Below are 21,270 nucleotides of genomic sequence, written 5' to 3'. Positions count from 1 at the left end.
GTAAACGGGTGGGTGGGTGGGTGGGAGAGATTCGCCGCGAAGCGGCGCCTAGGACACCCGCCGAGCCCCCTGAGCAACCAGCACCACCAGCCCCACGAGAAGCCAAACCGCCCCCACGACCTGCGCGGACCCCGACGCCTCCCAAATAACGGCCACCACGATCAACGCCCCCAGCACAGGGATCAGCAGATGCCGCCACCAGCTGAACCCGCCCCCGCGGTGCCGTACCGCGAACCAGCCCACCACGCTCGCGTGCAGCAGCAGAAACGCCGTCAGCGCGCCGATGTCCACCACCGACACCAGGTGGTCCATACCGTCGTCCCGCCGCGCCGCCCACACCGCCGCCACCATCGTCACCACTGCCGCGCACAGCAGCGCGACCCGCGGCGTACCGGAGTCCGTCCGGGACAGGACTTTCGGCAGCCGCCGGTCCCGGGCCATCGCGAAGAGCAGTCGTCCCGCCGCCGCCTGCCCCGCGAGCGCCGCGAACGCCGCGCCGATCGCCTTGCTGACGGCCACCAGATCGTGCAGCCACGACCCGGCCGCCGAGTCCACGGCGTCGTAGAAGGCGGTCCCCTGCTTGCCCGGTTCCGCGGCCAGCTCGGCGGAGGACAGCGGTTCGAGGAGGGCCACCAGATACGTCTGCGCGACGAAGAGCACACCCGCGAGCGCCAGACAGAACAGCACCGCCCGCGCGACCTTCGCCGAGCCCCCCGTCACCTCCTCCGCGAAGGAGGCGATCGCGTCGAAGCCCAGGTAGGACAGGACGGCGATCGACACCGCGCCCACCACCGCCGAGAGCGCGAAAGCACCCTGCGAGCCGTCGCCCGTCAGCGGCGACAGCCAGTCCCGCCGCGCCCCGTCCTGGACGAGGACGACCACCGCCGCGACGACGAACACGAGGAGGACCACGACCTCCATGGCGAGCACCGCGAAGCCGACCCGGGCGGCCGCCCGCACCCCCCACAGGTTCAGCGCGGTCGTGATGAGCACCGCGATCGCCGTCCACACCCACCGGGACACCGAGGGGACCAGCGCGTTCATGGCGATACCGGAGAAGAGGTACGCCACCGCCGGGATGAGCAGATAGTCGAGCATCGCCATCCACCCGGCGATGAACCCGGGGCCCTTTCCGAGCCCCACGCGCGCGTACGCGAAGACGGATCCCGCCTGGGGCACCACTCGCACCATCTGCGCGTAGCTGAAAGCGGTGAACGCCATCGCGACCGTGGCGATCAGATAGACGAGGGCGACGGCGCCGTGCGACTTCGCGTCGAGCGTGCCGAAGACACCGACCGGCGCCATGGGGGCGATGAACAGCAGACCGTAGACGACGAGGTCACGGAAGCCGAGACTGCGCCGCAGCCCCGTGCCGTCGGCGGGCTCGGCGGCCTCGCCGCCCTCGGAGGGGGCTCCCGTACGGGCGGACTGTCCGGACATCGTGCCTCCGTGATCAACGCGGGAGATCAACGCAGCCTCCAGTGTCCCCAACGCGGCGATCTTTGACGCGCTGGACGCGGCCTTACGATGGGGGGCATGACTGCAACGCCTGGCTCCCGCCGTGTCCTGCTCGCCGCTCCCCGTGGCTACTGCGCGGGCGTGGACCGTGCCGTGATCGCCGTCGAGAAGGCCCTGGAGCAGTACGGGGCCCCGATCTACGTCCGCCACGAGATCGTCCACAACAAGTACGTGGTGCAGACCCTGGAGAAGAAGGGCGCCATCTTCGTCGACGAGACGGCGGAGGTCCCCGAGGGCTCCATCGTGATGTTCTCGGCGCACGGCGTGGCCCCGACCGTCCACGCGGAGGCCGCCGAGCGCAAGCTCGCCACGATCGACGCGACGTGCCCGCTGGTCACCAAGGTCCACAAGGAGGCGGTCCGGTTCGCCAAGGAGGACTACGACATCCTCCTGATCGGCCACGAGGGCCACGAGGAAGTCATCGGTACGTCCGGTGAGGCGCCCGAGCACATCACGCTCGTCGACGGCCCCGACGACGTGGCGAACGTCGAGGTCCGCGACCCGGACAAGGTCGTCTGGCTCTCCCAGACCACGCTCTCCGTCGACGAGACGATGGAGACGGTCGACGCGCTGAAGGGCAAGTTCCCGAACCTGCTCTCGCCGCCCAGCGACGACATCTGCTACGCCACGCAGAACCGCCAGATCGCGGTGAAGAAGCTCGCCGAGGACGCCGATCTCGTCATCGTCGTCGGCTCCAAGAACTCCTCGAACTCCATCCGCATGGTCGAGGTCGCCCTCGACGCCGGCGCCCCCGCCTCGCACCTGGTGGACAACGCCGACGAGATCGACGAGGCGTGGCTTGAGGGCGTCACCACGGTCGGCCTGACCTCGGGCGCGTCCGTGCCGGACGTCCTGGTGGACGGCGTCATCGAATGGCTCGCCGAGCGGGGCTACGGCGACGTGGAGACGGTGAAGACGGCCGAGGAGTCGATCACCTTCTCGCTGCCCAAGGAACTCCGCAGGGACCTGCGCGCCGAGGCGGCGGAGCTGTCACGGCGCTGAGTCGGCCGTCGGAGCTGTCACGGCGCGGAGCGGGTCGTACGGTGGGGCCATGGAGATCTTCGGTGTGGACATCGGCGGATCCGGGATCAAGGGCGCGCCCGTTGACCTGGATCGCGGAGACCTGGCTCAGGAGCGGCACAAGGTCCTGACCCCTCATCCGGCGACGCCGGACGCGGTGGTGGAGGGCGTACGGGAGGTCGTGGAGCACTTCGGCTGGACGGGGGACGTCGGGGTCACGTTCCCCGGCGTGATCACCAACGGCGTGGCGCGCACGGCCGCGAACGTCGACAAGGGCTGGGTCGGCAAGGACATCCGCAAGCTGGTCTCGGACCGGCTCGGCGGGGCCGATGTCACCGTCCTGAACGACGCGGACGCGGCGGGCGTCGCGGAGATGCACCGCGGCGCGGGCCAGGGCCGCACGGGCACGGTCCTGATGCTCACGCTCGGCACGGGCATCGGCAGCGCGCTGTTCACCGGCGGCCGCCTGGTGCCGAACACCGAGCTGGGCCACCTGGAGCTGCACGGCCACGACGCGGAGAAGAAGGCCTCCTCCAAGGCGCGCGAGGACGAGGACCTGAGCTGGGAGCACTGGGCGCGGCGCGTCCAGAAGTACCTCGCGCACGTGGAGATGCTGTTCTCACCGGAACTGTTCATCCTCGGCGGCGGCGTGAGCCGCAAGGCGCACAAGTTCCTGCCGCTGATCGAGGGCATCGAGGCGGAGATCGTCCCGGCCCAGCTCCAGAACAACGCCGGCATCGTGGGCGCGGCGATGGCGGCGGCGGGCGAGGCATAGCCGTACGTACGTATGTGGCGAGGCATAGCCGTACGTACATATGTGGCGAGGCATAGCCGTACGTACATATGTACGGCCCATGCCGCTCTTTCGCCCGCCCGCCCACCGGTCAGGCGGCGGGGACGCGCTTCCCGCCGCCCGGGTGCCGGGGCGGCACGGCACGCGGCTGCTCGCGGCGCTGCGCCATCAGCCGGATCTTGCGCACGGTCGCGATCACGCCGGCGACGAGCGTGCCTCCGTAGAGCCACCCCGCGTGCAGCGCCAGCGACGTCACGAGCCCCATGATCTGGCCGCCGAACCCGCCGGTGCCCCCGGAGATCGGCAGGATCCCGGCGGCGAACGCGATCGGCACGCCCACCGGCGCGGTGACCAGGTCGGCGGGGCGCACCCACAGCGCGGTGAGCGCGGCCACGGGCACGAACAGCACGCCGTACGCGACGAGGGAACTGCCGAACAGCAGCCGCAGCAGACAGGCGAGCACGAACATCACGGCGGCGCAGAACAGACCGCTGCCGAGCCCCGTCAGCCGCGGGTTCGGCATCTGCCGCAGCCTGCGGTACAGCGACATCTGCCGCAGTCTGCGGTACAGCGGGGAGCGGCGCAGCGCCCGGACGAACGGCGGCTCGGGACGGCACGGACGGGCCGCGGCCCGGTACACCGTGCCGGGCCCGGCCGCCCCGCCCTGCGGGGGCAGCGGGGCGGTCCGCCGGGGCCGGGCCGCCGCGGCGGCCTTCGGGTCGGGCTGAGAGGGACGCGTCCTGTGTTGCTCCACTGGACCAACCTAGGTCGGCTTCCGCGCGGAATCAGGCGCGGGACACGCCCTTTGGGTGACCTTGGCCATCCGTTCGACAGCGAGACGGCTGGGCGGGCGGCCGTCCGGAGGGACCGGTTGCGGCACGCCGTAGACTGGTGGATCGGCCCACGTACGAAGCGCACGCACGAAGCGCGGGTACGAGGGGACCACCCCACCCAGCCCTGACGTACGGGAAGTCGCAACGTGTCGCTCACGATCGGAATCGTCGGTCTGCCCAATGTCGGCAAGTCGACCCTGTTCAACGCCCTGACCAAGAACGACGTCCTTGCGGCCAACTACCCGTTCGCGACGATCGAGCCGAACGTCGGCGTGGTAGGCGTCCCGGACCCCCGCCTGACCAAACTGGCGAAAATCTTCAGCTCCCAGAAGGTGCTCCCGGCGACGGTGGACTTCGTCGACATCGCGGGCATCGTGCGCGGCGCGAGCGAGGGCGAGGGCCTCGGCAACAAGTTCCTCGCGAACATCCGCGAGTCGGACGCGATCTGCCAGGTCATCCGCGCCTTCAAGGACGAGAACGTCGTCCACGTCGACGGCAAGGTCTCGCCCAAGGACGACATCGAGACGATCAACACCGAGCTGATCCTCGCCGACCTCCAGACCATCGAGAAGGTCCTGCCGCGCCTCCAGAAGGAGTCGCGCATCAAGAAGGACATCGCGCCGAAGGTCAAGGCCGTCGAAGAGGCCAAGGAGATCCTGGAGAAGGGCGACACGCTCTTCTCCCAGGGCATCGTCCAGGGCGCGGAGCGCTCCGAGCTGCTCCACGACCTCCACCTCCTCACGACCAAGCCCTTCCTCTACGTCTTCAACGTCGACGAGGACGAGCTGACGGACGACGACTTCAAGGCCGAGCAGCGCGCACTGGTCGCCCCCGCCGAGGCGATCTTCCTCAACGCCAAGCTGGAGGCGGACCTCGCCGAGCTGGACGACGAGGAGGCCCTCGAACTCCTCCAGTCGGTGGGCCAGGAAGAGCCCGGCCTCGCCACCCTGGCCCACGTAGGCTTCCGCACCCTCGGCCTCCAGACCTACCTCACGGCAGGCCCCAAGGAATCCCGAGCCTGGACGATCAAGCAGGGCGCGACGGCCCCCGAGGCGGCCGGCGTCATCCACACCGACTTCCAGAAGGGCTTCATCAAGGCCGAGGTCATCTCCTTCGCCGACCTGGTCGAAACGGGCTCGGTGGCGGACGCGCGGGCGGCGGGGAAGGCGCGTATGGAGGGTAAGGAGTATGTGATGCAGGACGGGGATGTGGTGGAGTTCCGGTTCAACGTGTAGCGGGTGACTTATCACCACGTCACTGATCTGGCAAACGTGCAGGTCAAATGGGGTCTGACTCTTCGGGGTCAGACCCCTTGATTTTTACCGTGCTGGATTTTCTGACCTCTCGTCACCCGTCACCACTCCTCATATCCGTACCGTGCTGGATTCGTGCTGGGTGTCTGTGCGGCACGCTGGCACGCAGTCGGACTGCGTCCCTGTGCCGCGGTCCATGACGTGGTCGACGGATTGTCAGTGCTGACTTCTAGGATCGTCTCAACAGCTCACGGGCGAGCAGGCACAACAAATGGAGGGGTGGAATGGGGTCATCTCAGGGTTCTGGGCGCGTCACAGCACCCGAACCGACGATTGCGCCGATCTCGACGCTCGCGCACCGCGTGCTGTCCGGAGAGATCGTTCTGCCGAAGTACCAGAGGGCGTTCGTCTGGGAGCCGGAACAGGTGCTCTATCTGCTGGACTCGGTTCGCCGGAACTATCCCATCGGCAGTTTGCTGATGTGGCGTACGTCCGACCGGAGGCTGGCCAGCGGTCACGAGATTGCTGGACTGACCGCTGTCCCGCAGGTGTCCGGCGCTCCGGTGCAGTACGTCATCGATGGACAGCAGCGGCTGGCGAGCCTCGTGGGCGCGATGCACGGCGAGGGGGCACGGTGGAGGATCGGGTTCGACCTGGCCCGTGAGGAGTTCTTGTACCTCACAGAGGAGACCCCGACCGGTGCGCACATCATCCCCGTGCGCGACCTGGACTCAGCGGGCTCGATGATGGCGTGGGTGCTGAGGGATAAACCGACGGACGAGCACGTGCGGCGCGCTCAGGCACTGAGCGATCAGTTCCGCGGGTATCAGGTACCGGTCGTGACCATGCTTGAGGTCACGGAGGAGGACTCGGCCCGCATCTTCGAGAGGATCAACAGCACGGGCACGAGGATGGACATCGTCGATCTCGTGCGAGCCGGGACCTGGTCGAGCGACTTCGACCTCAAGGAGGAGATCGAACAGCTGCTGCAGGTCCTCGACCGGAAGCGGTACGGCCGAGTCGACACCAAGACGATGCTCCGCACGATCTCTGCAGCCGCCGGCTTGGGGTTCTCCACGAAGTCCATCCAGGACCTGCGGCGTCTCGACCGCGCGGAGTTGCAGGACGCGGTGAGCGAGGCCGGCAAAGCGGCCGCTCGAGCGGTCGACTTCCTCTTCACCCAGATCCGGACCCCCCGCGCCGAGGCTCTGCCGTACTACAACCAGTTCGCGGTCCTGGTGGAGCTGTTTCGGCAGCTCCCCAAGCCGTCCGCCGATCAATACGCGGCGATCGGACGGTGGTTCTGGCTGACGGCGAGCAGCGAGTACTTCAAGGGCTGGCGCGAGTCTCAGATGACGGCCGACCTCGACGCGGTGAGCGCCTTCGCCACCGGCCAGGCGACGGAGATCGAGACGGGGGCGGCCCTGCCGCGCGACGTGCTTTGGCAGCGGACGCAGTTCTCACGCGCCAACGCGCCAACCAAGCTGCACGTCTTGCTGATGTCGTACGAGAAGCCGGTGGACCTCAACACAGGTCAGGCCATCGACACCGACAAGGCGCTGGCCGGGCAGAACGACAAGCAGTTCCACCACTTCTTCCCGCGCGCTTTTTTGAAGCGACGCGGGGTGAGCGCGGCTCGGGCGAACGTGTGCGGAAATCTGATCATGTTGAGTGCGATCACCAACAACATCGTCTCCGACTCTCCGCCCTCCGTGTATCTCAAGGACTTGATCGACTGGCACGGCGAGGACACTCTGAGGGCTCGGCTGCGGACCTGTCTCGTCGAGGAGGACGCTTACCAGGCTGCTCTGCGAGATGACTACGAGGGCTTCCTGAAGGCTCGCTCGCGGACCCTGCACGCGCGTCTGATCGACCTGATCGGATCGGCGGCCGAGGGCGGCAATGGCTCGAGGCCGGACGTCACGTCGATGGGCGCCGAGGAGTCCGAAGAGCCCGATCCCGTACCTGACGACGCGGAGCCGTTCGACCGCGACTCGGTCGACTGAGCCGGGCCTGATCGGCATGCGCATGAAGGAGGTCCCGGCGCAGGATCGGCCACGAGAACGGCTGCTCGACCGGGGCGCGGAGGCGCTGTCCGACCGAGAGCTTCTCGCACTGCTGCTGGGGGCGGGCCTGGCCGGCCAGGACGCCGTGGAGCTGGCGGGACGGTTGATCGCCCGGCATGGCGGGCTGTGTGCGCTCTCGCGCGTCCCTGCTCATGAGCTCGCCGTCGGCCTGCCGGGTGTAGGCCCGGCGAAGGCGGCACGGGTCGCGGCGGCGTTTCAGTTGGGCCGGCGGGCGGCGGTGCAGCAGGCTCCCGGCCTGCGGCGAATTTCCGGCTCCGCCGACCTGGCAGCCGTCGCGAGCCCTCTCCTCCGTGGCTTGCGCCATGAACGCGCGGTTCTGGTGACCTGCGACGGGGCAGGTGCGGTCCTCCGCACCTCCGTCCTCACCGACGGCGCGTCCGACCGCACTCTCGTCCCGGTCCGCGACACCCTTGCCCGCGTTCTCGCCCTCGGCGGTGCCGCGTTCGGTGTCGCCCACAACCACCCCACCGGACGGCTGACGCCGAGCGAGGCCGACCGCCTCACGACATCCCGCCTTATGGCGGGGGCGGAGACGGTCGGCCTGCGGTTCCTCGACCACGTGGTGGTGACGGATTCGGGGTGGCGGAGGGTCCCCGCCGACTGACCCCTCTACAGGCGCCCGGAGAAGGCGGCGTCAAGAATGGCGGGGCGCAGCGCTGCTAGCACCTCATCCCGATGCTGCTGTGTGCGAGCGAGTTTGCGGACCTTCTCGTCGAACTGTTTGAGATCCGCTAGGGCTTGGGCTTGATGGGCTGGCGGGATGAATGGGATTTCCATCGCGAGCAGCAGACCCGAGCGCAGCCTGGGCAACTGAAGGTTGTGAGTCGCGCCAAGCACCTCATCCAGGATTCTCTTGCTTCGAAGGCTGGCCGCAATTAGCTCTGCGGGCATCCCGCCCGTGGGCCTCAAGACGTATTGCTCTACGCTACACAAGCCGTGCTGGTCGGAGAGCCATACCTTGTTGAGGTAGGGGCGGAGGTACCCATACAGAATATCTCCGGGCGCAAATCGGAACTTCCTCCCCTTTTCTTCGCCAAGGGGGCGCGACCCGATACGCACACCGAAGTGCGGAGCGATGTGCTCGAGCCCAACGAATTCCGTGGCCTTGCCGCGATCAGCTCCAGGGTGGACGGTGTCGTTGACCAGCTGGCAAACGCTATCGACGCGGACAGAATCCTCTGCCCACTGGCCAAGCACCTTATCGAGCCCCGATACTGCCAGCTTTTGGGTATACCCAATGCTCGGGGACTGAATGGCCGCTTTTGCTTGCGCCATCAATAGAAGGTCTACCTTGCGGGCGATGCGCCGCTGCTCACCCAGGCTGGGCAGCAGGATGTGTTTTGTAGCGAAAGCGCGCGTACCAAGTGTTCTATTACGCCCTGCTGATCCCGGTGACGCGCTGCGAATAACATTTAGTCCCGGGCCGCCGTAGAAGTAGTGGAGCAAATAGCGTGCATCGGCAATTTCCGAATTTACCTCATGCGTCATGAACCGATGTGAGCCGATCATGCCCTTTTCCTGCTCGGAAGCGATCGCTACGGCCCCTTCCCAGGCGAAGACGTTGCTAAAGATGAGGTCGCCTGGTTGGATTTCGAAGACCTTTTTTCCGCCGATCGCCTCGGCCGTAACGGGATCTTTATGGAAGATCCCTTTCCCAAACGAGCGAAGGCCGATCTCGCGGTAGGTCTCTCCTACCGCAGGCCGGATCGGTCTACGTACAAGCGTGATGACGTCTTCAACCGCGTACTCAGTGAGCTCGGTCACTTCTTCTCCAGCTTCGCCCGCAGCTCCTCGAGCGTTTTGAGAATCGCCGACTCCGTCTTCACCAGCTCGTCCACCAGCTCCTCCGGAGTGCGATGAGCCAGCTCATCCCCGATGTGCGGGTTGGCGCGATCGAGGTTATAGCCGTCCGCGATGATCTCCACCGCTGGGACCGACCACGCGCGCTCTCCCGCCTCGCGGCCCTCACGGGACTTGCCGCCCCACCAGGCCACACAGTCGTCATATTCCTCCAGCTGCTGCGGCTTCGTCTTGGTGTAACCGCGGCGGCCCTCCGGGAGGGGGATCTCGTAGAACCAGACGTCTCGTGTGGGGCCGGTCTTCTCGAAGAAGAGGATGTTGGACGGGATCTGGGTGTAGGGCGCGAAGACGCCCTGGGGAAGGCGGACGACGGTGTGCAGATTGCACTCCTTCATCAGCTTTTTCTTGATCTTCGCGCCGATCGAGTTCTCGCCAGAGGCGAAGAGAGAGCCGTTCGGCAGGACGATCGCGCAGCGGCCGCCCAGCTTCAGCTGGTCCAGGATCGAGTACAGGAAGAGCCAGGCCGTCTCCTGCGTCTGGAAGGCGGACGGGAAGGCCGTGACGACTGACGACTCCTCCTCCCCGCCGAACGGCGGGTTAGTGAGGACCACGTCGACCTTGTCCGCCGCCTGTGTGTTGCGCATGGTGAGGAGCGCGTTCTCCCGGCGGAGGCGGGGGGCGTGCACGCCGTGGAGGAGCAGGTTCATCGAGGCCAGCAGATATGGCAGCGGCTTCTTCTCGATGCCCTTGAGGTTCGCGTGAAGCTCACGCTGCTGTGTCTCGGTCTTGACCCTCCCCTCCAGTTCCTCGTGGGCCTGCACCAGGAATCCGCCGGTCCCGCAGGCCGGGTCGAGGATCGTCTCGCCGAGTTCGAGGAACGACTGCCGCACCATGAAGCGGTTGACGGGGCGCGGGGTGTAGAACTCGCCGGAGTCGCCGGCAGCGTCGCGCATCTCCCGCAGGATCGACTCGTAGACGAACGCCATGGTGTGAATGTCGTCGTGCGAGACAAAGTGGATCTTGTTGACGATGTTCACAAGGTCACGCAGCAGCGTGCCCGATTGCATGCGGTTGACGACGTCCTTGAAGATCAGCGAGATGACGTTACGCGGGTCCTCCGCCCCCCGATCGGCCTCCCTGTCCAGGCCCGCCAGGTATGGGATGAGCTCGTCGTTGACGAAGGTCTTCAGCTCGTTGCCGCTGAGGTCCTCGTCCGTCGCCCAGTCCGTCCAGCGGTAAGGCTTCTCGATCGCCCGGCGGTATCCGCCCGGGTCCAGTGCCTCGCCCTCTTCCTCGACGCGCTCCTCGAACGCCTTGAGGAACAGGAGCCAGGACAACTGCGGCAATCGGTCCAGGTCGCCGTTCATGCCGGCGTCCTTGCGCATGGTGTCGCGCGCGGACTTGATCAGGGACGCGAGGCGAGCCTGAGTGGTGACGGGTGCCTTCTCCGCCGCTTTCCTTCTGGTCGTTGCCATGTCAGTTCAGTTGGTCCTTCTGTTCGTTCCGTCCCGGAAATGCGGTGTCTCCGTCGTCCTTCCCCGCGTCCTCGGCAAGCGTCCGGGCCCACAGCTCGCGGACCAAGGCCATCGCGGCGTCGAGGGTCGGTGGAATGCCGGTCGCCAACTCCCCGGCGATCTCCGGATAGTCGTCCCGCCATCGCGGCGGCGGGTCAGGAAGCAGGAGGGGAACCTCGTGTGTGGCCCGTACCGCGAACACGTGTCGCACGGCCTTCAAAAGGTCCATGTCGCCGGAGAGCCCGCTCTCGATCAGGAGCACGAGGTCCACCAGGTCCTTGACCCGGGTATTGGGCCGATCGCCGTAGTCGCGCGTGAGCGCGTGGAGCTTCTCCGCGAAGTGCTGACGCCGGTCGACCGCCTCGATTGCACGCGCCGGTGCCCCGGCGAACTCCAGAGTGTTGGGGAGGGGCAGGCGCTCGGTGAGTGTGATCTCCTCGCCACGGTCGACCACGTCCACCCTGACACCGGCGAAGACTTTCCCCGCCAGGTGCGCCTCGACGGAGAAGCGCCACCCACCCCGTCCGGCGACGTCTGCCTTCAGCCCCACCGGCGCGGCGACACGGAACCGGAATCCGTCGGCGTCGAGGTCGCGGTCCAGAGCCTCGATGAGCAGGTCGCGGACCGCATCCCCGTCAAGACATCCGCCGACCGGCTCAGGCCGTACGGCCAGGTCGAGGTCCTTGGTGGTGCGCGCGCGCCCGGTGAAGCGGAACTCCATGACGGCACCGCCCTTCAGCACCCAGCCGCCAGCGCGGTCCTCGGCCAGCCGCGCCGCGAGGCGGTCGAAGACGACCAGCCGCCGGCGTCGAGCCAGGTCCGTACCGGTCTCGGCGGCCTCCTGCTTGAGTCGCGCCTCCAGCGCCCTCCTCAGGTCCGCCGCATCCCGGTATCGCCCGGTCACGACAGAGCTCCGAGCGCGCGCTCGATCCCCAGCTCGGACCGTGGTCCGCAGAGCTGGGCAGCGTGCAGCAGCTTCCGACGGGTGATCATTCCGCGCTCCAGGGCCTCGGAGACCGCGGATTCGAGTACGTCCTGATCCTCCCCGTCGGCAGCACTCTCCGCCAGCGCCCTCAGCGGCGTCGTCACCCGGTATCCGTTACGCCCCTCACTGTCTCCGCCGGCGAGATCGGCTCGGTGCAGGATCACCGCGGCCGTGGTCTGTCGGAAGGCGCGCGGCACGGTGAGATGGATGCGGGAGGGGTTGGCCACCCCCAGATCATGGGCTGCCAGTGCGCTGGCGTGGGAGATGACCGCGCGGCCCCTGCTCCACAGCGACCAGCGAACGAACTGCTCGTCGCCTTCGCTCGGAAGGTCCGCGAACTCGCGGAAGCGGTAGATGGCCCGGTCGACCGCGAGCCAGTTGCCGTGCTGCGCGTGGTAGCGCTGGGCCTGGTACGAGTACCCCGCCTCCCGGGCCTGAGCAGCGGTGAAGTACCCCCGCTGTCCGGCGGCGATCCGCCAGAGCAGAGCCCGGGTGTCCGTACGATCTCTGAGCACATCCCCAGCGTAGCAGTACGTGAAACACAAAGATGACTTTACTTCGATGCGCCGTTTCAACATCAAAGTAAAGTCATCTTATGCTTTTACTCCTGGTCGCAAGTTAGACCGCGGTGAGCAGGCGGGCCGCCAGATCGTCGATGGCCTGATGCGCCTTCCCCGGCTCTCCGAACCGGCTGGTCAGCTCGGCCACCCTTCCCATCTCGGTGAACGGCGGCACCCTGAGCGTCTCCACCTTCAGCTGCGGCGACCCGGACTCCTCGAACTTGAGGAGCATTGCTTCGAGCACCTCCCTGGCCCGGTCCCCGAAGGAGTCCAGGAACTCCGCGTGCTCCCGGCGGAACCACGTCAGTCGTTCGTCGCGGCTCACCACGGCGAGCCCCTCCCAGGCCACGGACACCAGCAGGTCCACGGGGTCCACTTCGCGCATGCCCAACTCCTCGGGCAGGCGCTCGACGTCGATCTGCGCCGACTTCAGGGCTGCCATCAGAGCGGCACGGCTCTTCGCCTGCGCCCACTGAGTACGCAACTGGGCCGGGTCGAGATCGAGTTCCAGTACCCGGTCGTGCACCCACTGCTGCACGGTCACCAGTTGGAGTCGCTTTCCGTCGTCCTTGAGGATGTACCGCAGCTCACCCACTTTATAGACGTCGACATCCTTGACCGTGTACCGGTCTCTGGAGCGAGAAAGAATCCTCTCGATCTCCTCGTTGTCGGTGATGTCGCCGTCCTGTGCTCCGCCCACGGAGTCGCCGTCAGCGTCGAAGGCCCCACCGCCCTGCTGCGTGTACTCCGCCTGCGGCTCAGCGGCGGACTCGGCTTCCGTATCCTGCTCAGACTCAGGCGCAGGGGTCAGATCCTCTGAGTCCACCACGGCACCCTGATCGTCGGTCCAGTCCCGGACCACCTTGAGCGGTGGCCCGTCGAAGGCCGGATCGTCGAAGAGGCGCGACGCCTCGACGAAGTCGATGATGTCGAACGACTCCTTGTCGATCTCCGGGCAGAGTCGAGTGCCCCTGCCGATGACCTGCTTGAACTCCGGCATGGAGGCCATGCGCCGGAACAAAACCACGTTCCGTACGGGAGGCATGTCCACTCCTGTCGACAGCAGTTTCGATGTCACCGCGATGACCGGCTCGTTGCTGTCTGCCTTGCGGAACTCCTCCAGCGCCTCGCCACCGTGCGAACCGTCGTCTCCCACTATGCGCCGCACGAAGTCCGGGAGCATGGCGACCTCCTCGGGGGCGGCGTTGAACAGCGCGGTCCGCATACGGGCCGCGTGGTCGTTGTTCTCACAGAAGACGAGGGTCTTGCCGAGCCGCCCCTCCTCAGCAGTGGCGCGCAGATGGTCGAGGAGGTACCGCGCCGCCAACTCGGTCCGCTCGAGGATCACCATGACCCGTTCGTAGTCCTTGGGGCCGTAGAGATTGTCGGGGATCTCCCGGTCGTAGATGTCCTTCTCACCCGGCTGCGGCCGGTAGCCCTCCACGTCCACGTTCAACCGGACCCTGCGCAGTCGGTACGGCGAGAGGAATCCGTCCTCGATACCGTCCTTGAGTGAGTACGTGAAGACCGGGTTGCCGAAGTACTCGTACGTGTCCGTCTTCCGCCTGTCATCGGCGACCGGCGTGGCCGTGAGGCCGATCTGCACAGCCGGCGAGAAGTGCTGGAGAATCCTCCGCCAGCGGCCGTCACTGGCGGCGCTCCCCCGGTGGCACTCGTCCACGATGACGATGTCGAAGTAGTCCTCCGGGTACTCCTGGTAGAGCTCTTCTCCCGGCGCACCCTGCTCCAGGGTCTGATAGAGGGCGAAGTAGACCTTCCGTCCGCGCTTGGCATCGCCTCCCGTGATCTTGTGGACGTCGTCCTTGCCGAATACCTCTTGGAAGTAACGGTCTTTGGGATCGTCGACGAGTATGTTGCGGTCCGCGAGGTACAGCACACGTGGCTTCCGGCCGCCGAAGGCCTCGGGAGCGTTCATCAGCCGCGCCACCAGTTGGAGCGCGAGCATGGTCTTGCCCGTGCCCGTCGCCAGGACGAGCAGGATGCGCCGCTCGTCGCGGGCCAGAGCGGCCAAGGCCCTTGTTACGGCCACCCGCTGGTAGTAGCGCGGCCGCTGGGATGTGCTGTCGGAGTTGCGCAGCGTGTAGTCGTACGGGGTCGAGAGCAGTCGCTCGCCGAGCGGTGTGTCATTCACACCCTGGTCCTGAAGGAACCGCCCCCAGAGCTCCTGCGGGGAGGGGAACTCCTGGATATCCCGGATCACCGGCCGCTTCGGGTCGCTGAAGTCGATCTCCACGATCTCACGGCCGTTGGTGGCGTAGGCGAATCTCAGCCCCAGCTTGCGCGCGTACCGCCGCGCCTGCTCCACCCCGTTCTCCGCGCTGAATCGGTATCGCTTGGCCTCCACCACGGCGATTGGAACGTCCGCGACGTACTCCAGGACATAGTCGGCGACCAGCGGCCTTCCCTTGCGGTGACGCCTCTTGGTCGGCACAAGTTGACCGTTGTTGATCCCGTACTGGGACCTGATCTGCCGAGTGGCCCATCCGGAGGCCGCGAGTGCCGGAAGGACGAACCGCTTGCAGGTCTCGTCCTCGGTCAACTGATTCGAACCGAAGGTCATGGGACTAGATTTACTGCATGCCTCTGACAGTTGGGCCGGGAGGGCGGAATCAGACACTGCTCCGGCCGGTTTTGCCCTTGGAACTGCCAGTTCGGCAGTATCACAGGAGCCCGTGACCGGGCTGACCGGCGCTCCGCGAACCCCCGCACTCGTTGCGGCACTTCTTCGCTTCGGCTGTGTTGGCAAACGGTGTCCTGAGACACGAGGTCTCTCGTTGGCTCGGCCACAAGCCGATCAAGGCGACCGTGGACATCTACAGCCACCTGACCGAAGCATGGGATCGTTCCGCCCAGTCGTGGCAGACTCGGAGTGACTCCGTCCGCAGTGTGACGGACTGGATGCGCTGGATAAGTTTCGACGGTGCTGGATCGGTGCTGGGTGCCCGCGCATTTCTGCAGGTCAACGCTTCATCGTGGAGCTTCGGCTAAGACGCCATTTCAGTTGGCGTGATCTTGCGGCGGTCTGGGGCGATGACTGCTCCGCTCGTCGAGCGGTTGGCGCCGGAAGGCCTGCGGGAGTTGTTGCAGCGGGTGGTGCCGACCGGCACCCGTTCGCCTTGCAGGGTGGCGGTCACCGCAGGTGAGGAGACCGTGAGGTGCTGGCCGCGATTATCTTCGTGGCCACGTCAGGGCGCACCTGGAACCAACTGCCACCGGTCTTCGGGCTGTGGGGAGTGCCCGCCTTCCGCCGGTTCACCGAGTGGTCCAAGGCCAGGGTGTGGGCCAAGCTCCCCTGCATGGTCCTGGATCAGCTCGGCTGGCGCGGACTGGTCGCGATGCGCGATCGACTCGGTCAGCGTCCGCGCTCTCCAGGGGGGGGCAGCTGACGGGACCGAATCCGACCGACCGCGGCAAGAACGGGTCGAAAATCCACCTGATCGTCGACCGTCGAGGGTTGCACCTGTCGATCGGCATCTCCGCCGCGAACCTTGACGACAGCCAGGCCCTCACCCCGCTGGTCCGCGGCATCCCGCCCATTCGCTCCCACCGTGGCCCGTGGCGCCGGCGCCCCGGCAGGCTGCACGGGCGACAAGGGCTACGACTATCGGCACCTGCGACAATGGCTGGCTTCCCGTGGCATCCGGCACCGCCTGGCCCGCAAGGGCAGAGACTCACTCCAGCGTCTGGGCCGACACCGCTGGGTCATGGAGCGGCCTGTGTCCTGACTGTCCCGCTGCCGACGACTCCACCGCCGCTACGAGCGCGAGCCCGAACACTTCCTTGCCTTCACTGCCATCGCCGCGACTCTCATTTGCCACCGCAGACTGAGCCAACTGAAATGACTCTAAATGTGTAGCGGGTGACCTGGCACCAGGTCGCTGAGCCGCCATACGCGCGGGTCAGAAGGGGTCCGGCCTTGGGGGATCCGACCTCTCGTTCGCTCGCGGGGTGGGGGATACCTGTGGTCGCCGGGTGAGGCTTTAATGGTTCGGGCGGGGAGTCTGTTTGGCTTGGGTGGTTGAGTGAAATTAGTTTTCGTACGCCGGGCGCTTCGGCGTGCTATTGTCGATCCCAGTTGCAGTTGTGGTTCCCAAAAACTTGAACGCCCTACGTCGGGATTTTTGACGTGGGAAGCGTTTTTTATTTCCGGGTGTTCTCCGGGCGGGGCATCATCGCGGCGACCCGGCATCCGTGACGTACGGGGCCGGTGTACTGCCCCAAGGGAGATACGACATGGCATCCGGCACTGTGAAGTGGTTCAACGCGGCCAAGGGTTTCGGCTTCATCGAGCAGGACGGTGGCGGCGCCGATGTGTTCGCCCACTTCTCGAACATCGCCGCCCAGGGCTTCCGTGAGCTGCTCGAAGGGCAGAAGGTCACCTTCGACATCATGCCGAGCCAGAAGGGTCCGACGGCCGAGAATATTATTCCCGTCTGACTTCTTGAGTGAACTTCGTAGCTGGGGCCCGCATCCCTCGGGGTGCGGGCCCCAGCTGCGAGCATTCCCTTTTTCTTTAAGAGTTGGATCCATCAAGAGTGGGTCTGCTTTCGCGTTCCATTCGGTCCGTTCTTGTAATTCCCTGCGCTGATCTTCCGTTGCGGGAATTCCTTGATACGTGCCGTATCAAGGAAGGTTCTGTATGAACCCCGCACGTACGAACGATCGCTCCTCCCGCGCCCGCGGCCGTACCGGAGCGCCCAGCCGCTCGGGTGGCCCCAGCCGTGGCGGTGGCTACGGCCGGCGGTCCGGAGCGTCCTCCGCCGAGTTCGCTCCGCCGAAGACCCTCACTCCCGCCCTGCCCGCCGTCGAGGCGTTCGCCGACCTCGACCTGCCCGAGCGGCTGCACGCCTCGCTCGCCGCGCAGGGCATGCGCGTCCCGTTCCCGATCCAGGGCGCGACCCTGCCCAACACCCTCGCGGGCCGCGACGTCCTCGGCCGCGGGCGCACCGGCTCGGGCAAGACCCTCGCCTTCGGTCTGGCCCTGCTGGCCCGCACCGCCGGACAGCGCGCCGAGCCCTGCCAGCCGCTGGCCCTGATCCTCGTACCGACACGCGAACTGGCACAGCAGGTGACCGACGCGCTCACCCCCTACGCCCGATCGGTGAGCCTGCGCCTCGCCACCGTCGTCGGCGGGATGCCGATCAGCAGGCAGGTCAGCTCGGTGCGCCGTGGTGCCGAGGTCGTCGTCGCGACGCCGGGGCGCCTCAAGGACCTCATCGACCGGGGCGAGTGCCGACTGAACCAGGTCGCGATCACCGTCCTCGACGAGGCCGACCAGATGGCCGACATGGGCTTCATGCCCCAGGTCACCGCGCTCCTGGACCAGGTGCGGCCCGAGGGGCAGCGGATGCTGTTCTCGGCCACCCTGGATCGCAACGTCGACCTGCTGGTGCGTCGCTACCTCACCGACCCGGTCGTCCACTCCGTCGACCCCTCCGCGGGCGCCGTCACGACCATGGAGCACCACGTCCTGCACGTCCACGGCGCCGACAAGCACCGGACGACGACCGAGATCGCGGCGCGCGAGGGCCGGGTGATCATGTTCCTGGACACCAAGCACGGCGTCGACCGGCTGACGCAGGACCTGCTGAACAGCGGGGTGCGGGCCGCCGCCCTGCACGGCGGGAAGTCGCAGCCGCAGCGCACCCGGACCCTGGCCCAGTTCAAGACCGGGCACGTCACCGTGCTCGTCGCGACGAACGTCGCGGCGCGCGGCATCCACGTCGACAACCTCGACCTCGTCGTCAACGTCGACCCGCCGACCGACCACAAGGACTACCTCCACCGCGGCGGCCGCACCGCGCGGGCCGGGGAGTCCGGCAGCGTCGTCACCCTGGTCACCCCGGGCCAGCGCCGCGACATGACCCGTCTCATGGCCGCCGCCGGCATCGTCCCCCAGGCCACCCAGGTGCGCTCCGGCGAAGAGGCGCTCAGCCGGATCACCGGCGCCCAGGCTCCCTCCGGCATCCCCGTGACGATCACCGCGCCGGTAACCGAGCGGCGTAAGCGCGGTGCCGCCTCCCGCGGCCGGCGCAGCCCCGCCTCGGCCTCGCGGCGCGCGGTCGTACGGCAGACCACCTTCGACGCGGCGGCCTGACCAACCCCTTCGTGTTCGGGAAGTTGACCCATCTCCGCAGGAGGCACCTTTTGACGCTGGTTCAGACGCAGCACCGCTCGGCGGATGCCACTCCCGTGCACGGGACGGTGGCCGACGCCATCGACCCGGCAGGGCCGCGGGTCGGTGACGACATGACCGTCGAGGTGGCCCTGTCCGTCATGGCCGGCGCCCGCACCGAGCACCTGCTCGTCTGTGACGACGACGGTCTGTGCACCGGACTGGTCACCCGGGCCCGGCTCGTGGCCGTCCGGGACGGCTCCGCGTACACCGACCGGGTGCAGCTCCGCGACATTCCCGACCTCCGTGAGCCGTTCACCTCGCCGGTGCCGGTGCCGGCGTCCGTGCCGGTGATGGCCGACAGCGCGGAGGGCGGCGTTCCGGACGTTCTCGTCCTTGCTCGCTGAACCGCCTCACGGCGGCGGAATTACTCCCCTTCTCCTTCCTGTGAGGCATCCATGCGTTGTGTCATCGCCCGCTTCCCGTTCGACCTCACCAAGAGCGGCGTCCTGGAGACCATGAAGGGCGTCAAGCCCGAGGAGGTCATCGGCGAGTCCGTGATCATCGGCCGCCGCACCTACCCCGTCAAGCAGGTCGGGCAGGTCATCACCCGCCAGGACCGCCGCGACTTCAGCTCCGGCGAGGTACTGCGGGCCATGCGTCAGCTCGGCTTCACCTGCCGCGGGCTGCCCGTCGCCGCGCCCACGTCCGACCTCTCTCCGATGGGACGGGCTTCCGCCCTGCTCGGCGCGTAGACGTCACTTGTCGGTTGCCGGGACCGCTTCACGGGGTGAGGCCTCTTGTGCGCCGGGGGTTGTCGGCGCGGGCTGCTCGGCGGGTGCCCCGTTCTTTCCTGTCGTCGGCAGGATCCGGGTCAGCAGGGGGCCGGTGAGCGCGGTGGTCGCCACCGCCATGACCACCATCAGGGAGTAGAGCGTCCCGTCCAGCAGGCCCAGTTCCAAGCCGATGCCGAGCACCACCAGTTCGGTGAGGCCGCGCGTGTTCAGCAGAGCGCCGAGCGCGGCCGCCGGCCGTCTGCCGAAGCCCCCGAGACGCGCCCCGACGTAGGTGCCGAGGAGCTTTCCGGCCATCGCCACCACCAGGATGGCGGCCAGGGTGCCGAGGTCCGTGAGGTCCAGTTCGGACAGGTCGACCTTGAGGCCGGCCAGTACGAAGTACACGGGCAGCAGGAGCAGTCGGGACAGCGGCTCCATCCGTTGCAGCGCGCCTTCGCGCAGCGCGGTGTGGCCGTCCCGCGGAATGATGGCGCCGAACAGGAACGCTCCGAAGATGTAGTGCAGGCCCAGCCACTCGGTGCAGGCCGACGACAGGAGGAGGCCGGCCAGCACCAGAACCACGAGGTTCGTGCTCTCGCCGGAGGCGCCGGAAGCATCGGAAGCGCCGGAAGCGCCGGAAGCATCGGAAGCGCCGGACGCAGTGAATCCCGCGCCCCGCTTCCTCTTGCGCCCGCTCAGCCCGCCCGCCTTGCGGAGCAGCGGACGTACGACCGTGATCATCAGGACCACGTACGGCACCAGGAGCACCAGACGCCAGTCGAGGTCCTCCCCCGTGGCCACGGCCGCCGCCACCGCCAGCAGGATCCAGACCAGCAGATCGGTGATGGCCGCGCACGTCAGCGCGGTCGTGCCGAGCCGGGTGCGGGTCAGTCCGCGGTCGGCGATGATCCTGGCGAGTACGGGGAACGCGGTCGCGGCCATGGCGACCGCGAAGAACAGGACGAAGGCCAGGAGCGGGCCCTGACGGTGGGTGTCCGCGAGCAGCCACGCGAGCCCGGCGCCCAGGCCGAGCGGCAGCACGGTCGAGAAGGTGGTCGCCCACAGGGTGACCCGGCCCCCGCCGCGCAGGACGCCGAGGTCGATCTCCAGCCCGACGGCGAACATGAACAGGGCGAGGCCCACTCCGGCGAGCGCGCTCAGCAGGGGCCGTACGTCGGCGGGGAAGAGGGTGTCCGCGAAGTGGGCGCCGAGCAGGGTGGGGCCCAGCAGGACCCCGGCGAGTATCTCGCCGATGACCGCGGGCTGGCCCAACGCCCGCGCGGCCGCGCCCAGTAGGCGCGCGAGGCCGAGGATCAGGGCCAGGTCGAGGAGCAGGTAGAGCGTCTGCGACGGCGTCACCGGGAGGACCCTTCCTCCGCGTCCGGGCCGCCCTCGCCGGCGCCCGGCACCTCCGAGCGCTCACTGGCGTTCGGGGCGTCCGCGCGGCTATCCGCGTCCGGGGCCTCCGAGGGTCGATCTGCGTCCGGCGTCTCCGAGCGGCCATCCGCGCCCGGCGCCTCCGAGCGCTCGCTGGCGCCCAACGCCTCCGCGCGGCTATCCGCGTCCGGCGCCCCCGAGCGGCCACCCACAACCGGCGCTCGGTCACCCCCGGCCCCCCAGGCATCACCAGCCCCGTTCTCACCGGGCAGGACCACACTCGCGATGCCCTTGTTCAGGTCGATCCGCGTGCGTGGGGGCGCGCCGTCGCCCTCATCGTCGCGGAGCATCTCCTGCTGTTGCTGCTGCTTGATCTCGACCAGCTTGTTGCCGTTGAAGATCAGGTTGAACTCGTCGAACGCGTGGCCCGTCAAAGGGCGCCGCGCGCTGCTGCGCCGGAAGAGGATGCTGCGCCCCTTGAAGAAGCGGCGCAGGACCAACTCCGTCCCGCAACAGATGAACAGCAACAACGCGAGCCCGGGTATGACGGCCTCGCTCCATACAACTGACATCGGATAGGCCTCCTGCTGACGAGGTCGACGCTATCCGGCAACCGGA

At 67.6% G+C, this 21,270-nt stretch carries 19 protein-coding genes and 1 pseudogene; 11 read left to right on the top strand and 9 right to left on the bottom strand.

Going from position 1 to position 21,270, the window contains the following annotated elements; genetic code table 11:
- Window positions 1-48: 48 nt before the first annotated feature.
- Complete coding sequence (locus IG54_RS0125995) at window positions 49-1,440, bottom strand: APC family permease (protein WP_078594517.1); 1,392 nt, start codon at window positions 1,438-1,440, stop codon at window positions 49-51.
- Window positions 1,441-1,527: 87 nt separating this feature from the next.
- Between IG54_RS0125995 and IG54_RS0125990 the strand changes: the two genes are divergently transcribed.
- Both IG54_RS0125990 and ppgK read left to right on the top strand, forming a co-directional pair.
- The gene (locus tag IG54_RS0125990; RefSeq protein ID WP_199809591.1) at window positions 1,528-2,520 is read left to right on the top strand and encodes a 4-hydroxy-3-methylbut-2-enyl diphosphate reductase; all 993 of its coding nucleotides are present in this window, start codon (window positions 1,528-1,530) and stop codon (window positions 2,518-2,520) included.
- A gap of 49 nt (window positions 2,521-2,569) precedes the next feature.
- Window positions 2,570-3,313, top strand: a complete 744-nt coding sequence (gene ppgK, locus IG54_RS0125985; protein WP_030789204.1) for a polyphosphate--glucose phosphotransferase — start codon at window positions 2,570-2,572, stop codon at window positions 3,311-3,313.
- 109 nt (window positions 3,314-3,422) lie between these two features.
- On the opposite strand, the gene IG54_RS0125980 is transcribed toward ppgK, so the two are convergent.
- Entirely contained in the window at window positions 3,423-4,085 is a 663-nt protein-coding gene (locus tag IG54_RS0125980) for a DUF6542 domain-containing protein (protein WP_078594515.1), read from the bottom strand.
- A gap of 225 nt (window positions 4,086-4,310) precedes the next feature.
- Here IG54_RS0125980 and ychF point away from each other — a divergent pair, with 225 nt between their 5' ends.
- From ychF to IG54_RS0125965, 3 genes are all read left to right on the top strand, one after another.
- On the top strand, window positions 4,311-5,399 hold the full coding sequence (gene ychF / locus IG54_RS0125975; protein WP_030789200.1) for a redox-regulated ATPase YchF: 1,089 nt from the start codon (window positions 4,311-4,313) through the stop codon (window positions 5,397-5,399).
- Between the two features lie 302 nt (window positions 5,400-5,701).
- Window positions 5,702-7,423, top strand: coding sequence for a GmrSD restriction endonuclease domain-containing protein (locus IG54_RS0125970; protein WP_078594513.1), 1,722 nt, complete (start codon window positions 5,702-5,704; stop codon window positions 7,421-7,423).
- 16 nt (window positions 7,424-7,439) lie between these two features.
- Window positions 7,440-8,108, top strand: a complete 669-nt coding sequence (locus tag IG54_RS0125965) for a JAB domain-containing protein (RefSeq protein ID WP_030789195.1) — start codon at window positions 7,440-7,442, stop codon at window positions 8,106-8,108.
- A gap of 5 nt (window positions 8,109-8,113) precedes the next feature.
- Here IG54_RS0125965 and IG54_RS42175 read toward each other — a convergent pair whose 3' ends face one another.
- The 5 genes from IG54_RS42175 to hsdR all read right to left on the bottom strand — a co-directional run bounded on the left by IG54_RS42175 (window position 8,114) and on the right by hsdR (window position 14,944).
- Window positions 8,114-9,268, bottom strand: a complete 1,155-nt coding sequence (locus tag IG54_RS42175) for a hypothetical protein (RefSeq protein ID WP_158708930.1) — start codon at window positions 9,266-9,268, stop codon at window positions 8,114-8,116.
- Complete coding sequence (locus tag IG54_RS0125955) at window positions 9,265-10,779, bottom strand: HsdM family class I SAM-dependent methyltransferase (protein ID WP_030789188.1); 1,515 nt, start codon at window positions 10,777-10,779, stop codon at window positions 9,265-9,267. Before IG54_RS0125955 ends, IG54_RS42175 begins: the two co-directional genes overlap by 4 nt.
- 1 nt (window position 10,780) lies before the next feature.
- Window positions 10,781-11,722, bottom strand: a complete 942-nt coding sequence (locus tag IG54_RS0125950) for a nucleotidyl transferase AbiEii/AbiGii toxin family protein (protein ID WP_078594511.1) — start codon at window positions 11,720-11,722, stop codon at window positions 10,781-10,783.
- Window positions 11,719-12,318 carry a type IV toxin-antitoxin system AbiEi family antitoxin domain-containing protein gene (locus IG54_RS0125945; protein WP_030789180.1) on the bottom strand — a complete coding sequence of 200 codons (600 nt, stop codon included), beginning with the start codon at window positions 12,316-12,318 and terminating at the stop codon, window positions 11,719-11,721. Before IG54_RS0125945 ends, IG54_RS0125950 begins: the two co-directional genes overlap by 4 nt.
- Before the next feature lie 103 nt (window positions 12,319-12,421).
- Window positions 12,422-14,944 (bottom strand): EcoAI/FtnUII family type I restriction enzme subunit R, encoded by a 2,523-nt coding sequence (gene hsdR / locus IG54_RS0125940; RefSeq protein WP_037897718.1) that lies wholly within the window; start codon window positions 14,942-14,944, stop codon window positions 12,422-12,424.
- A 152-nt stretch (window positions 14,945-15,096) separates the two neighbouring features.
- On the opposite strand from hsdR, the gene IG54_RS40565 reads away from it, so the two are divergent.
- The 6 genes and pseudogenes from IG54_RS40565 to IG54_RS0125915 all read left to right on the top strand — a co-directional run bounded on the left by IG54_RS40565 (window position 15,097) and on the right by IG54_RS0125915 (window position 19,254).
- The gene (locus IG54_RS40565; RefSeq protein WP_078594509.1) at window positions 15,097-15,372 is read left to right on the top strand and encodes a hypothetical protein; all 276 of its coding nucleotides are present in this window, start codon (window positions 15,097-15,099) and stop codon (window positions 15,370-15,372) included.
- A gap of 42 nt (window positions 15,373-15,414) precedes the next feature.
- Window positions 15,415-16,226, top strand: a pseudogene (locus IG54_RS40560) (IS5 family transposase).
- Window positions 16,227-16,617: 391 nt separating this feature from the next.
- Entirely contained in the window at window positions 16,618-16,821 is a 204-nt protein-coding gene (locus IG54_RS0125930; protein ID WP_030789175.1) for a cold-shock protein, read from the top strand.
- Window positions 16,822-17,023: 202 nt separating this feature from the next.
- Window positions 17,024-18,481: a DEAD/DEAH box helicase gene (locus tag IG54_RS0125925; RefSeq protein ID WP_030789173.1), complete on the top strand. Its 1,458-nt coding sequence runs from the start codon at window positions 17,024-17,026 to the stop codon at window positions 18,479-18,481.
- 50 nt (window positions 18,482-18,531) lie between these two features.
- Window positions 18,532-18,906, top strand: coding sequence for a CBS domain-containing protein (locus IG54_RS0125920; protein ID WP_030789170.1), 375 nt, complete (start codon window positions 18,532-18,534; stop codon window positions 18,904-18,906).
- A 51-nt stretch (window positions 18,907-18,957) separates the two neighbouring features.
- On the top strand, window positions 18,958-19,254 hold the full coding sequence (locus tag IG54_RS0125915; RefSeq protein WP_030789167.1) for an SCO5918 family protein: 297 nt from the start codon (window positions 18,958-18,960) through the stop codon (window positions 19,252-19,254).
- Window positions 19,255-19,257: 3 nt separating this feature from the next.
- Here IG54_RS0125915 and IG54_RS0125910 read toward each other — a convergent pair whose 3' ends face one another.
- Together IG54_RS0125910 and IG54_RS38295 are read right to left on the bottom strand one after the other, a co-directional pair.
- Entirely contained in the window at window positions 19,258-20,634 is a 1,377-nt protein-coding gene (locus IG54_RS0125910; RefSeq protein WP_051819966.1) for a cation:proton antiporter, read from the bottom strand.
- Window positions 20,631-21,224, bottom strand: coding sequence for a DUF6191 domain-containing protein (locus IG54_RS38295; protein WP_037897717.1), 594 nt, complete (start codon window positions 21,222-21,224; stop codon window positions 20,631-20,633). Before IG54_RS38295 ends, IG54_RS0125910 begins: the two co-directional genes overlap by 4 nt.
- Between the last annotated feature and the right edge of the window lie 46 nt (window positions 21,225-21,270).

The sequence above is a fragment of the Streptomyces sp. NRRL S-920 genome (assembly GCF_000717945.1).
In the GTDB taxonomy this organism is placed as follows: Bacteria; Actinomycetota; Actinomycetes; order Streptomycetales; family Streptomycetaceae; genus Streptomyces; species Streptomyces alboniger.
This window is presented reverse-complemented; position numbering and strand designations above follow the sequence as displayed.

What these genes read in the sequence shown, in the direction of transcription:
- IG54_RS0125995 (WP_078594517.1), bottom strand. Translation starts at nt 1,440, where the DNA reads ATGTCCGGACAGTCCGCCCGTACGGGAGCCCCCTCCGAGGGCGGCGAG.
- IG54_RS0125990 (WP_199809591.1), top strand. Translation starts at nt 1,528, where the DNA reads ATGGGGGGCATGACTGCAACGCCTGGCTCCCGCCGTGTCCTGCTCGCC.
- ppgK (WP_030789204.1), top strand. Translation starts at nt 2,570, where the DNA reads ATGGAGATCTTCGGTGTGGACATCGGCGGATCCGGGATCAAGGGCGCG.
- IG54_RS0125970 (WP_078594513.1), top strand. Translation starts at nt 5,702, where the DNA reads ATGGGGTCATCTCAGGGTTCTGGGCGCGTCACAGCACCCGAACCGACG.
- IG54_RS0125965 (WP_030789195.1), top strand. Translation starts at nt 7,440, where the DNA reads ATGCGCATGAAGGAGGTCCCGGCGCAGGATCGGCCACGAGAACGGCTG.
- IG54_RS0125955 (WP_030789188.1), bottom strand. Translation starts at nt 10,779, where the DNA reads ATGGCAACGACCAGAAGGAAAGCGGCGGAGAAGGCACCCGTCACCACT.
- hsdR (WP_037897718.1), bottom strand. Translation starts at nt 14,944, where the DNA reads ATGACCTTCGGTTCGAATCAGTTGACCGAGGACGAGACCTGCAAGCGG.
- IG54_RS0125930 (WP_030789175.1), top strand. Translation starts at nt 16,618, where the DNA reads ATGGCATCCGGCACTGTGAAGTGGTTCAACGCGGCCAAGGGTTTCGGC.
- IG54_RS0125925 (WP_030789173.1), top strand. Translation starts at nt 17,024, where the DNA reads ATGAACCCCGCACGTACGAACGATCGCTCCTCCCGCGCCCGCGGCCGT.
- IG54_RS0125915 (WP_030789167.1), top strand. Translation starts at nt 18,958, where the DNA reads ATGCGTTGTGTCATCGCCCGCTTCCCGTTCGACCTCACCAAGAGCGGC.
- IG54_RS38295 (WP_037897717.1), bottom strand. Translation starts at nt 21,224, where the DNA reads ATGTCAGTTGTATGGAGCGAGGCCGTCATACCCGGGCTCGCGTTGTTG.